Below are 12,356 nucleotides of genomic sequence, written 5' to 3' on the forward strand. Positions count from 1 at the left end.
AACGAGGAAAGTAGCGTTTGATACGAGCAATCTGTTCATGAGAAAGATAAAAAAGTTCTTTCATGGCATCCTCCCTATGCCGACAATAAGAACTTCTTACCCTTTTGGCAACTAATGAGTCCTGAGCCTAGAAGAGAAGGCAATCGGCCCGGAAGACGGCATGCACGATGAGAAGCGCAACGGTAGGTTCATGAAAAATTCATGGTTCTGATACATGTTTTCCGGGAGAGGATGTTACGTTTCCGCAGGACAATGCGGGGCCTCGGCGTGCGGCCGCCTTGCAGGAGGCGTTGGGCAGGTGGAGTACTTCCGGTGTTTGTGATGCCCGGAGTCAGAGCTTCGGATGATAGGACTCTGGGAAGGGAAGAGTATCATCGTTTTTTTCTTTCTCTTCTGCTAGGTTTTCGGAAAACGTCGGAGCATGAGGTGCTCTGCATGCCTGAAGCCTAGCGTGGTTTATGGAAAGGGGAGGTCTCGCATGAGCCGTACGCGGGCATGTCCCGACAGTGGAGGTAACTATGGATCAAGCGTTTCTGGAGCGCCTGCATGCCGAAATTGAGGAGGAGAAGGAGCGTCTGCACTACCTGCGGGGGCTTTTTCAGGCCGAATCCATGCCTGATGTGCTCGACAACGCCGCGCACATGGAGGCTGTGCGCTTTGCGGAAGCGCTTGCCGAACGTAGTGCGAGAAGGCTGAGGGAACTGCGAGCCCTCCTTGCGGAAGGTGCGCAGGTGCGTCGGTACTGTGAGGACTGCGGGGAACTCATCCCTGAATCGCGCCTTATTGCTGCGCCGGGCTGTGTGCGCTGTCGCGCCTGCCAGGCCAGGCATGAAGGCGAGGCGAGGAGGGGAGGGGAAGGAGAAGATTGATTTTTGTTCCGGCCCGGAAAAGATTTGTAATATTGCCGTCACATGGCTCTGGCATACTCTCGAGAGCTTCAGGAGACCAACGATTACGGAGAGAGAGTATGTCTTTTTATACAGCCATGCAGCTTCTGGGCGGCGTCGGCATTTTTTTGTACGCCATTAAACTTATCAGCGAATCCCTTCAGATGCTGGCCGGTGAACGCCTGCGCAACATCATCGGTATGTTTACGAAAACGCCCGTCCTGGGCGTTTTTTTAGGTACCGCCGTGACTATGGTCATTCAGAGCAGCAGCGCCACCACCGTGATGACTGTGAGCTTCGTGGACGCAGGGCTCATGACGCTGACCCAGGCCATAGGCGTCATCATGGGGGCGAACATAGGCACTACTGTGACGGGGCAGATTCTGGCCTTCCGCGTCAAGGATCTGGCGTATCTTTTCGTCATGCTCGGCGTGCTTCTCATGTTCACCTGTTCTTCCAGAAAAAAGCTCAAGCATCTGGGTGAGGGCCTGTTCGGCTTCGGCATGCTCTTCATCGGTATGCAGACCATGGAAAGCTCCATGTCCTTTCTGCGCGACAGGCAGGACATTTTCCTTGCCTTCAGCAACAATCCGCTCCTCGGCCTTCTCGCAGGCACGCTGCTCACTCTGCTCGTGCAGTCCAGCTCCGCCACGGTAGGCCTGACCATCGCTCTCGGCACGCAGGGGCTTCTGCCTCTGGAAGCAGCCATTCCCATCATTTTCGGCGACAACATAGGCACCACGGTCACGGCCGTTCTGGCCGCTCTCGGTACGGGGCGAGCCGCCCGCCAGGCCTGTACGGCGCATGTGCTCTTCAACGTCATAGGCGTGTGCATCTGGCTGCCGCTCATGCCGCTCTGGATAGGCTTCATCGAGGCTTCCTCCTCTTCCATAGGGCATCAGATAGCGAACGCCCACACGCTTTTCAATATCTGCAACACCATCATCTTCCTGCCCTTCGTCAGGCCTTTCGCCGCTCTCATCCGCAGGATCATTCCTGACGGGGAACGCATCGACAGGCGCGACGCCATATATCTCGACCCGAATCTCATCCAGCGCACGCCCGTGGTGGCCGTAAGCGCGGTACGCCACGAATGTCGCCACATGGGTGAAATGGTGGACGAGCTTCTCTCGCATACGGGAAAGGTGTTCTTCGAGCGTAAGGAGGAGGAGAAGGAGAACGTCCTTCAGATGGAAGACAGGCTGGATAATCTGGAAGACGCCATACGTTCCTATGCCTCGGATATCATGCAGACCGGCCTCGACGGTAAGGATGCCGCCATGCTGGAATCCTGCGTGATCAGCGCAGGCGACCTGGAGCGCATAGGTGACAAGGGAAAGCGTCTTGTCGACTTTTACGAATACAAGAAAAAGCGCGGGGACGACTTCTCCCCCGAGGCACTCTCCGAAGTCCGTACGCTCTTTACGGCAGCGCGCAAGGCCGTGAGGCTGGCCTCTGCCACCTTCGGCCCCGAGCCCTTTACCGCGCAGCATAAGGCTGAACTCGACGGACTGGCCGACCATATCCGCGATCTGGAAGCGCAGCTTCGTGCAAGTCATGCCTCGCGTCTGAGTACGGGGCATTGCTCGCCCGAGGCAGGGCTCGTGTTTATCGACGTGCTGGGCGCCATAGAGCAGATCGCCTATCGCTCCAGAAAGATTGCCGATCACATGATCGGCAAAGAGGGTGCGGAGGCGTAGCCGTGGCTGAGAAGAGAAAGGAAGCGGCCTCGAGGGATGCACGGAAGAAAGTGGATCTTGCGGCCCAGGAATATTACCTGAACCGGGAACTGAGCTGGCTGGATTTCAACGCCCGCGTGCTGGAAACGGCGCTGGACGACAGGCTGCCTTTGCTGGAGCAGACCAAATTTCTTGCTATATTCCACAACAATCTCGACGAGTTCTTCATGGTGCGAGTGGCCAAGCTTCTGCACCGCTATCGTGAAGGGGCGGGCGGTGAGGAGCCCGAGGGTATGAGTCCTTCCCGGCAGCTTGCGGAAATACGCCGCAAGGCTTCGGCGCTGCTTGCCGCGGCAAGCGAGCACTGGATGAAAAAGCTTTCCCCGAAGCTCAGGGAAAAGGACGTACACCTCGTGCGCTACGGCGAGCTTTCGGAAAAGCAGAGGCGCTTTCTGCTCTCCTATTTCCGCGACGAAATCTACCCTGTGCTTACGCCCCAGGCCATAGATCCGGGGCATCCTTTTCCCACCATCTCCAACCTCAGCCTGAACTTCATCATACGTCTTCAGGGCCGCGACGGCATCGACCGTTTCGCCAGGCTGCGCTGCCCCAGCAACGTGCCGCGCTTCATCTTCATTCCCCGCAACAAGGAGGCCACAACCTACGCTTCCCTGGGACTCAGGGCCAGTGTGCGCGACGCCGATATCCTGCCCCTGGAAGAACTTATTCGGGAGCATCTCGGTCTGCTTTTTCCTGGGTACCGCGTCATGGACTGCGGGTTGTTCCGCATTACCCGCAATACCGACGTCACCATCGACGAGGATGAAAGCGACGACCTTCTGGAAGCCGTGCAGGATATGGTGGATCAGCGCCGTTTCGGCGGCGTGGTGAGGCTGGAGACGGCGCGGGGAATGTCCGGCGCCCTTTCGGAGTTTCTCATCAAAAAGCTGCGTCTCAAGCCTTTTCAGGTCTACCGTGTCAAGGGGCCGCTGGCCTTCGCCCAGTTCATGGCCCTTTACGGGCTGGACAGGCCGGGCCTCAAGACGCCTCCCCACAGTCCTGTCGTGCCGCCTGTGCTTCAGTCGGACGCGCTCTTTCGCGTCATACGGCGGCAGGATATCTTTCTCCATCATCCTTACGACAGTTTTTCCCCCGTGTCGGACTTCGTGCAGAAGGCGGCGGAAGATCCGAAAGTCATTTCCATCAAGCAGACGCTGTACCGCGTGGGCAACGATTCGCCCATCGTGCGCGCGCTCATCGAAGCGCGCAGGCGAGGCAAGCAGGTCACGGCCGTGGTGGAGCTCAAGGCACGCTTCGATGAGGAGCGCAACATCACCTGGGCGGAAGAGCTGGAGAGCGAAGGCGTGAACGTGGTGTACGGCTTTGTGGGCATGAAGATACACGCCAAGCTCTGCCTTGTGGTGCGCCGCGAAGAGGAGGGTGTGGTGAGCTATGCCCATATAGGGACGGGCAATTACAACGCCTCCACAGCGAAGATGTACACCGACATGGGGATACTCACCTGCCATCCCGATATCTGCGCCGACATTGCCGACCTTTTCAACGTGATGACGGGCTATGCCGTAAAGGATAATTACCGGGCCCTGCTGGTTTCCCCCGTCAGTATGCGCCGCCGCCTCATCGAACAGATCCAGAACGAGATCGCCGTATGTTCCCGCGGAGGGGAGGGCGAGATCATCATGAAGTGCAATCAGCTGGTGGACCGGAAAATCATCCGCGCCCTGTACATGGCGTCCATGGCGGGAGTGAAGGTGAAGCTTCTTGTGCGGGGCATCTGCTGCCTGCGTCCGAAACTTCCCGGCGTAAGCGAGAATATTACGGTGCGCTCCATCGTGGGGCGTTTTCTGGAACATGCCCGCGTATACTGGTTCCGCAACGGGGGAAATCCCTGCATGTTTCTGGGCAGCGCGGATATGATGGTCCGCAATCTGGACAGGCGCATAGAAGTGCTTGCCCCTGTCCTGGATGAGGACATACGCCGTACGCTGAGCGAGGTGCTTCTTCTTCAGCTTGCGGACAATATGCAGGCCTGGGAGCTTGGCGGTACCGGCGAATATGCGCGCCTTCGCCCGGGAGAAGGGCAGGAGGCGGTGAATTCGCAGGAAGCGCTCCTTGCCGGACGCTGAGCCTGGATTCCCTGAAAGGCGGAAATTCCTCGTGGCGGGGAACATGCCCGGAGGAAGCGCCGGGCGATGAATTTTCTCCCTCCGGGGGCCGCATGGCCCGGGCCCGCAGGAGGGGAGCAGGAAAACATGGGAGATTGTGTCATGGAAAAAGAGGCGGAAAAGAGCGGCTGCACGGAGAACGGGCGCAGAAGGCGCACAGGCGCGGCAAAGGGGGCTTCCCGTCCGGGAAAGGCTCGGCCTTCCGGGGCGGAGGAGAGCGCGGCACAGGAAAACGGTGCGGAAGAAAAATGCGCCGGGCCTTCCGCCTGCCTTGAGGAGAAGGCTGCGACAGCGGCCCCGGAACAGCCGGCCGTCCCTGCGCCGGAAGCGGAAAGCGTGCCTCTTGAAAAAGAGCTTTCCCGGGAAGAAGCTTTTCCTTCGGATCAGGAAGAAAATCCCTTCGGGGAACTGGACAGGCTCCGCGCCGGGCTTTTTTCGGAAGAGCTGGATCAGGAGACCGTGGAGCGGATGTTCCTCTGGGCAAGGGAAGAAGGCGCGGGCCTTCCGGAAAAGGAGCGGGCAGGTGAGGAGCTCTCCGGCACGGCCCTTCTGGAGTCCGTGCGTCACGGCCGCCATGTGGCGGGGCTGCTGCTCAGGATTTTTGAGTCTGCTTCCTCACTGCACGGGCTTGACGGGCGCTGGGCGAGGATTCTGGCACAGGCCGCGCTCTGGCATGACCTCGGTTTTGCCGTAGGAGGGAAGCGCCGCCACCACAAGCGCAGCATGGAAATCATTGAAAAGAACGCGTATCTTTCTCTTTCTTTCGGCCTTGAGGAAAAGGACAGGCCCCTGGTGGCCCTGCTTGCCCGCTATCATCGGCGCGCCTGGCCCTCCCTGAAGCACAGGCGTTTCGCCGTGCTTTCTTCGGAGGATAGGCAGTCCCTTACCCGGGCCTCCGCACTCCTGCGTGTGGCCGACGCCCTGGATTTCACTCACAGGGCCGTGGTGGAGGAAGTGCGCGTGCGGGTGCGCCGCCGCAGCGTGGATATGGTCTGCATCGGCTCCCTCTCCTGCCGCAGGGAGTGCCGGAGAGCCCTGAAGAAGGGCGACCTCTTCGAGAAGCTGTTCGACAGGAAGCTCGATGTGACACAGGGAAAGGAAGGTGACGGGGATGGACGCTGAACAGTCCGCCTCCGGACGCACGGTGGCTATCCTGGACATGGGGTCCAACTCCCTGCGCATGATCGTCGTGCGCATAGGATCGAACCGCGTGACCAGTGTGCTCAATCAGGTGAAGCAGATGGTGCGGCTCGGGGAAGGAGCGTTCGGGGAACACCGGCTCCAGCCTGAGCCCATGCGCCGTACCGTGGCCGCTCTGCGCGGCTTCGCGGGAATGTGCCGCTCCTACGGAGTGGATGAGGTGGTGGCGCTTGCCACCGCCGCCGTGCGGGATGCGGAGAACGGGCAGGAATTCATGGACGAAGTGCGCCGAGAGACGGGCTTTGATTTCACCGTCATTTCCGGCAGGGAAGAGGCGCGTCTCATCTGCCGGGGCGTTTCCGTGGCTCTGGAGCCTTTCGCGGGCAAGCGCATGTTCATCGACATAGGCGGCGGCAGCACGGAACTTTCCGTCGCCGAGGGAAGCGATATTCTGGAGCTGGAATCCCTCAAGCTGGGGGCAGTGCGCCTTGCCGGGCTTTTTCCCTGTTCCTCGCCGGTGAGCGCGCAGCGCTACGCCCAGATGCAGCAATATGTGCGCGACCATGCGGTTCTGCCGTTGCAGCGCATGGAAGCCCTGTCCCCATCCGAGCTTGTCGGAAGTTCCGGCACCATACAGAGCCTTGCGGAAATGGCCGTTGCCATGGCCCGGGAAGCGGGCGGAAAAACGGCCGATACCCCGGAGAGGTTGAGCATTGAGGGCTTGAAGCGCATAGTGAAGGCCCTTTGCGAAAGAAACGAGGAAGGGCGCATGGCGCTGCCGGGCATGAACCCGAGGCGTACGGGCATACTCATCCCCGGAGCGGCCATACTCCAGACCATCATGGAAGAGCTGAATTTCGGCTCCGTGCGGGTTTCTGCCCGGGGCCTCAGGGACGGCGCCCTTGCGGACTATGTCGAGAGCATGTTCGAAGATAAGGGACGGATTTCCGTGAAAGGGCAGAGCGTGCTGCGTCTGGCGCGACTCTGTCGTTTTGAGGAGATTCATTCCCACCATGTGGCGAATCTTGCCGTCATGCTTTTCGATCACGCCCGGGCTCAGGGGCTGTATAGAGGGCCGGCTCGCATGCGTGAGCTTCTGTATTATGCCGCCCTTCTGCATGACATAGGCATTTTCCTTTCCTTCACCAGGCATAACGCGCACAGCCATTATCTTATCCGGAACAGCGAAATGCTGGGATTCACAGAGAAGGAAGTCTCCCTCATGGCGTTACTGGCGCTGTTCCACCGCTACGGCTATACCAAAAAGGACAGGGCGGGCGTGGAGCTTTCCGCAGAAGGGCTGGAGGAGATCCGGCCTCTTGCGCTTTTTCTTTCCCTGGCTGAAGCTCTGGACAAAAGCCACAGGCAGGCCGTGACGAAGGCGTTTTTTGAGCGCCGGGAGGAAGGCGTCGCTCTTATAATCCGGGCCAAGGCCCCCTGCCCTGTGGAACAGGAGAGGCTGAAGCGCTGCTTCAAGGCCATGGAAAAGTGTTTCGGCAAAACGCAGGTTCTGTGGCAGGGGGAAGGGTAACCTTCTTTTTTTCTGAAGTTCAACGCCCGGGCATGGTTCCCGGGCTTTTTTCATCATTTTCGCCATGCGTGGAATAAGCGGCACGCGGCAAGGGATTTTCGGAACTTGCGGCCCCGATTCTGGACATTGCCCGGAAAGTGATTAACCTTGCACCGAACCAGTAGACGGAAAACGCGAAGTATTCTTTTTTTGGGGAAGGGGCTTCGCATCACAGGAGTATAATCATGTGGGAATATACCGAGACTGTCCGTGACCACTTCCTGCATCCGCGCAATGCCGGCGTGCTTGAAGATGCCAACGTCATCGGCGAGGCGGGAAGCCTTGCCTGCGGCGACGCTCTGAAGCTTATGCTGAAGGTCAGCGACCAGGGCATCATTGAAGACGCGAAATTCCAGACCTTCGGCTGCGCCAGCGCCATAGCTTCCAGCTCCGCCCTTACCGAGCTCATCAAGGGCAAGCACATGGATGAGGCCGCAAAACTGACGAACCGGGAAATCGCCGAGTATCTCGGCGGCCTTCCCAAGGAAAAGATGCACTGTTCCGTCATGGGCGAGGAAGCCCTGGAAGATGCGATACGCCACTGGAAGGGGCTGCCCTCCAAGGCACAGGCGGAAGAAGGGCGCCTTGTGTGCAAGTGCTTCGGTGTGACCGACCTTCAGATCATCAAGGTGGCGAAGGAAAACAACCTCACCACCGTGGAGGAAGTGACCGACTTCATCAAGGCCGGCGGCGCCTGCGGCAGCTGCAAGGACGACATTCAGTCCATCCTCGACAAGCTCCATTCCCTGGAAAAGCCCCTGCAGGAAATACGCCCCGTGCCCCGCATGACCAATGTGCAGCGCATGCAGAAAGTCATGACCATCATCAATGAAGACATTGCTCCCCGCCTTGCGCTGGACGGCGGCAGCATAGAACTTGTGGACGTAGACGGCACCACCGTGGTGGTGGCCCTGCGCGGTGCTTGTTCCGGGTGCAGCGCCAGCCAGCTGACGCTGAAGAATCTGGTGGAAAAAACCCTGCGCGAACAGGTGGATTCTGCCATCAACGTGGTGGAGGCGTGACATGGCCGACGTTACCGACGTAATCTATCTTGACAACAACGCCACCACGCGGGTTGCCCCCGAAGTAGTGGAAGCCATGCTGCCCGCCTTCGGCCCCCTGTACGGTAATGCCTCCAGCATGCACACCTTCGGCGGCCAGATGGGCCGTCACATGGCCCTTGCCCGCGAACAGGTCGCCGGTATACTCGGCGCCGATCCTGAAGAGATCATTTTCACCTCCTGCGGTTCCGAATCCGACAATGCAGCTTGGTATTCCGCCACGGAAACGCAGCCGGAAAAACGCCATGTCATCACCACCAAGGTGGAGCACTCCGCCGTGCTCGCCTACGGCCATTATCTTGAGGACAAGGGATATGAGGTGACGTGGCTCGGCGTGGACGAGAAGGGCCAGATCAGCCTTGAGGAGCTTGAGCGCGCCCTCCGTCCCGATACGGCCTTGGTTTCCATGATGTACGCCAACAACGAAACGGGCACCATTTTTCCTATAGAAAAGGTGGCCTCCATCGTGAAGTCCCATGGCGTGCAGCTGCATGTGGACGCCGTGCAGGCTGTGGGCAAGGAAGTCATCAACCTTGCAAAACTTCCCATCGACTACCTTGCACTTTCCGGGCATAAACTCCATGCCCCCAAGGGCATAGGCGCGCTGTATGTCCGCCGCGGCACCCGTTTCCGCCCCTATGTGAAGGGCGGGCATCAGGAGCGCGGCCGTCGTGCCGGTACTGAGAATGTGCCCTACATCATCGGCCTCGGCAAGGCCTGCGAACTGGCCTCCTCCAACATGGAGAAGGAGCGTACCCAGGTTGCCGCCCTGCGCGACCGCCTGCAGGAAGGGCTGCTCGCCGCCATACCTCATTGCAAGATCAACGGAGATCAGGCTCACCGCCTGCCCAATACGCTGAATATTTCCTTCGAGGCTGTGGAGGGCGAGGCGCTGCTTCTGCAGCTCGACCAGTATCATATCTGCGCGAGTTCCGGCTCTGCCTGCACCTCCGGCAGTCTTGAGCCTTCTCATGTGCTGCGCGCCATGGGAGTCCCCTTCAACTATGCTCACGGCTCCGTGCGCTTCAGCCTGAGCCGTTACAATACCCGTGAGGAAATCGAGCGCGTGATTGAAGTCATGCCCGGCATTGTGGAGGAGCTGCGCAAGATTTCTCCCTTTGCGGCTTTTCTGAAGAAGTAACGCCGCCTTCAATACAACAATGAAAAAGCCCGCTTCCGTCGAAACGGAAACGGGCTTTTTGCGTTATACAGGCTGGACAGGTACGCAATGTTTCTGAGGGAAGGGAAGCTTCGGGTGAGCTTCCATGGCCGGGGATGCGGATCCTCATCAAAAAAACAAATCTGCGAAGCGCTTTTTCGCAGGCTGAGATCCGGTGCGGCATGGCGATATGCCCGGAGCAGCGCGCTATTCGGGCTTGTCCTTTCCTCCCATGTTCCTGTGCAGAAGCTCATGTTCCCGGCCTTTAAGCAGGGTGGCGTACAAGGTATCGAGCAGAGGGTTCTCACTGGTTTTTTTGATCTGCATATTGATATCGGTTTCGTAGAGGGCGTTACGCCGTTCTCTGGAAAAGCCTCCGCATGAGGAAACGGGCTGTCCTCCTCCCATGATGCAGCCTCCGGGGCAGGCCATGAACTCCACAAAGTCATAATGCGCCTTGCCCTCGCGCATGGCACATAGGAGCGTATCGGCGTTGCGCAGTCCGCTCACCACGGCCGCGCGGATGCTGCGGCCCTTATGTTCGAAGGTGAATTCCCGAATGCCAGCCTCACCGCGTACTCCCGTGCGCTTAAGTTCATCAAGAGTCGCCCTGTCGTGTCCGGTGATGAGGTTGCGCATCACGGCCTCGGCTACGCCACCGCTGGAACCGAAGATAATGCCCGCTCCGGAGGTGATGCCGAAGGGCATGTCGGCGGCGTCCTTCTCCGCACCGTTCAGGTTCAGTCCGTAGCTTTGTATCATACCGGTCAGTTCTTCCGTGGTCAGCACGAAGTCCACGTCCTGCCGTCCCAGGGTATAGGATTCAGGGCGCAGTATTTCATCCTTCTTGGCCGTGCATGGCATAACAGCCACGGAAACAAGGCGGCGACCTTTTTCATCGGGTACTTCCCTGTCCCAGGCGCGTAGTACCGCGCCGAACATCTGCATGGGGGAACGACAGGTGGAAAGATGGGGGATGAAGTCGGGATGTTTCTTTTCGCAGAAGCGCACCCATGCGGGGCAGCAGCTTGTGAAGAGCGGGAGCTTTTCCCCGGAGGCGAGGCGTTCCAGAAGCTCCTTGCCTTCTTCCGCAACGGTAAGGTCGGCACCGAAGGCCGTGTCGTACACTTCCGCAAAACCCAGGCGATGCATCACCGTGACAAGGCGGTTCATCACATTTTTTCCGGCGGGGAAGCCGAACCTGTCGCCTATAGCCGTGCGCACGGCCGGGGCTATCTGCGCCACCACGCGTGCACCGGGATCCGCCAGAGCAGCCCACACAGCCTCAACATCATTTTTGATGGAAATGGCGCCCGTAGGGCAGACTACGCGGCATTGTCCGCAGCCCACGCAGTCGGTATCGGCAAGGCGGCGGTTGTAGGCAGGCGTGACCAGTGTGGCCACACCTTTCCCTGCAAAGTCCAGGGCGTCCACTGCCTGTATGTTGTCGCACATACGCACACAGTCGCCGCAGAGTATGCACTTGCTCGGCGTACGCACGATACAGTTTGAACTGTTGTCCACCTCATGGTGTTCCTGCACGCTTTTGAAGCGCACACTGTGCACGCCCATACGCTCGGCGAGGTTCTGCAGATGGCAGTCGCCGCTCTTGTTGCAGGTGGTACAGTCGCGGTCGTGTGAGGCGAGCAGAAGCTCCAGGAGCGTGCGGCGGTAACGCCGGAGCTCCGGCGTGTTGGTCTGGATGTTCATGCCCTCGCGAGGCTTGACTGTGCAGGAGGCGAAGTAACGGCCCTCGTCGTCCTTGACGGTGCAGAGGCGACAGGCCCCGTATACGGAAAGTTCCGAAACATAGCAGAGTGTGGGCAGGTCGATTCCTGCGTTGCGGATAACCGTCAGTACATTGGTTTCATCGGTGAATTCGACGCGGATGCCGTCAATAGTCATGGTGCCCATGGTCAGTCCTTGATGGAAATGGCGCCGAACTTGCAGTTCATCATGCAGGTGCCGCATTTGATGCAGGTTGCGTGGTCGATGACGAAAGGCTTTTTCACAACGCCGTTGATGGCGTGCACAGGGCAGTTGCGCGCGCATTTGGAGCAGCCCTTGCAGCGCTTCGGGTCGATATCGAAAAAGATGAGCTCCTGATAGGGGCCGGGCAGGTATTCTTCAATGATGCGTTCTTCCCCGCCCTGATGGTTCAGCACGGACATGACTTGTCGGGCAATGCTCTTGCCGAGACCGCAGCGCGCGGTATGCTCGATAAGAATGCCGAGTTCGGCAAGCAGGGCCATTTCCTCAGGTTCGGGAAAGGGAGAAGGGGAATCCGAGAGTATCTGTTGCATCTGCCTTGTGCCTTCCCGGCAGGAAATACACTTGCCGCAGCACTGATCGCTGGTGAATTTTTCAAGAACGGCCAGAGCCTTCTGCGTTTCCGAGGATTTTTCCATTGAGGGGTTCCAGAAATGTTAAAAGATAAGAAGAATCAGAGGTTGCATGATAAAAGCAGAATGTCGAAGGCAAGGAACTACTCCAGGCGGGGCAGTTTTGTAAAGCCTGCGTCGAGGAGTGAAGAAGATCACAAGCGCTTCGGGCGGTATTTTTTTTTGTGTCGGTCTTTTCCTGGCCTGCACGCAATGGCTGTCTTTTTCCGTGCATAATGGTTGCTTGACGGGAGAAGTTTACCCCGTTACACCATGTTAATATTGAGAAAGCC

Annotated in this window: 9 protein-coding genes; 7 read left to right on the forward strand and 2 right to left on the reverse strand. The window is 58.7% G+C overall.

The window, feature by feature from the left end:
* Positions 1-518: 518 nt before the first annotated feature.
* The 7 genes from K8W16_RS02765 (at position 519) to nifS (ending at position 9,664) form a co-directional block, all read left to right on the forward strand.
* Positions 519-869 (forward strand): TraR/DksA C4-type zinc finger protein, encoded by a 351-nt coding sequence (locus K8W16_RS02765; protein ID WP_304120948.1) that lies wholly within the window; start codon positions 519-521, stop codon positions 867-869.
* A gap of 98 nt (positions 870-967) precedes the next feature.
* Positions 968-2,587 (forward strand): Na/Pi cotransporter family protein, encoded by a 1,620-nt coding sequence (locus K8W16_RS02770; RefSeq protein WP_304120951.1) that lies wholly within the window; start codon positions 968-970, stop codon positions 2,585-2,587.
* Positions 2,588-2,589: 2 nt separating this feature from the next.
* Positions 2,590-4,713 (forward strand): polyphosphate kinase 1, encoded by a 2,124-nt coding sequence (gene ppk1 / locus K8W16_RS02775; protein WP_304120952.1) that lies wholly within the window; start codon positions 2,590-2,592, stop codon positions 4,711-4,713.
* A 126-nt stretch (positions 4,714-4,839) separates the two neighbouring features.
* Positions 4,840-5,874, forward strand: a complete 1,035-nt coding sequence (locus K8W16_RS02780; RefSeq protein ID WP_304120954.1) for an HD domain-containing protein — start codon at positions 4,840-4,842, stop codon at positions 5,872-5,874.
* Complete coding sequence (locus K8W16_RS02785; protein WP_304120956.1) at positions 5,864-7,423, forward strand: Ppx/GppA phosphatase family protein; 1,560 nt, start codon at positions 5,864-5,866, stop codon at positions 7,421-7,423. Before K8W16_RS02780 ends, K8W16_RS02785 begins: the two co-directional genes overlap by 11 nt.
* A gap of 224 nt (positions 7,424-7,647) precedes the next feature.
* Positions 7,648-8,484, forward strand: coding sequence for a Fe-S cluster assembly protein NifU (gene nifU / locus K8W16_RS02790; protein WP_304120957.1), 837 nt, complete (start codon positions 7,648-7,650; stop codon positions 8,482-8,484).
* 1 nt (position 8,485) lies between these two features.
* On the forward strand, positions 8,486-9,664 hold the full coding sequence (nifS, locus tag K8W16_RS02795) for a cysteine desulfurase NifS (protein WP_304120959.1): 1,179 nt from the start codon (positions 8,486-8,488) through the stop codon (positions 9,662-9,664).
* A 225-nt stretch (positions 9,665-9,889) separates the two neighbouring features.
* Here the strand turns inward: nifS and K8W16_RS02800 are convergent, their stop codons facing one another.
* Together K8W16_RS02800 and K8W16_RS02805 are read right to left on the reverse strand one after the other, a co-directional pair.
* A complete protein-coding gene (locus tag K8W16_RS02800) occupies positions 9,890-11,596 on the reverse strand; it encodes a [FeFe] hydrogenase, group A (RefSeq protein ID WP_304120961.1) in 1,707 nt (568 codons plus the stop codon).
* Between the two features lie 2 nt (positions 11,597-11,598).
* The gene (locus K8W16_RS02805) at positions 11,599-12,090 is read right to left on the reverse strand and encodes an NADH-ubiquinone oxidoreductase-F iron-sulfur binding region domain-containing protein (RefSeq protein WP_304120962.1); all 492 of its coding nucleotides are present in this window, start codon (positions 12,088-12,090) and stop codon (positions 11,599-11,601) included.
* Positions 12,091-12,356: the final 266 nt, after the last annotated feature.

Source organism: Mailhella massiliensis, from assembly GCF_020741395.1.
Lineage (GTDB): Bacteria > Desulfobacterota > Desulfovibrionia > Desulfovibrionales > Desulfovibrionaceae > Mailhella > Mailhella massiliensis_A.

Bases quoted from the DNA above. Each gene is read 5' to 3' on its own strand.
- K8W16_RS02765 (WP_304120948.1), top strand. From the start codon at position 519: ATGGATCAAGCGTTTCTGGAGCGCCTGCATGCCGAAATTGAGGAGGAG.
- K8W16_RS02770 (WP_304120951.1), top strand. From the start codon at position 968: ATGTCTTTTTATACAGCCATGCAGCTTCTGGGCGGCGTCGGCATTTTT.
- K8W16_RS02780 (WP_304120954.1), top strand. From the start codon at position 4,840: ATGGGAGATTGTGTCATGGAAAAAGAGGCGGAAAAGAGCGGCTGCACG.
- K8W16_RS02785 (WP_304120956.1), top strand. From the start codon at position 5,864: ATGGACGCTGAACAGTCCGCCTCCGGACGCACGGTGGCTATCCTGGAC.
- nifU (WP_304120957.1), top strand. From the start codon at position 7,648: ATGTGGGAATATACCGAGACTGTCCGTGACCACTTCCTGCATCCGCGC.
- nifS (WP_304120959.1), top strand. From the start codon at position 8,486: ATGGCCGACGTTACCGACGTAATCTATCTTGACAACAACGCCACCACG.
- K8W16_RS02800 (WP_304120961.1), bottom strand. From the start codon at position 11,596: ATGGGCACCATGACTATTGACGGCATCCGCGTCGAATTCACCGATGAA.
- K8W16_RS02805 (WP_304120962.1), bottom strand. From the start codon at position 12,090: ATGGAAAAATCCTCGGAAACGCAGAAGGCTCTGGCCGTTCTTGAAAAA.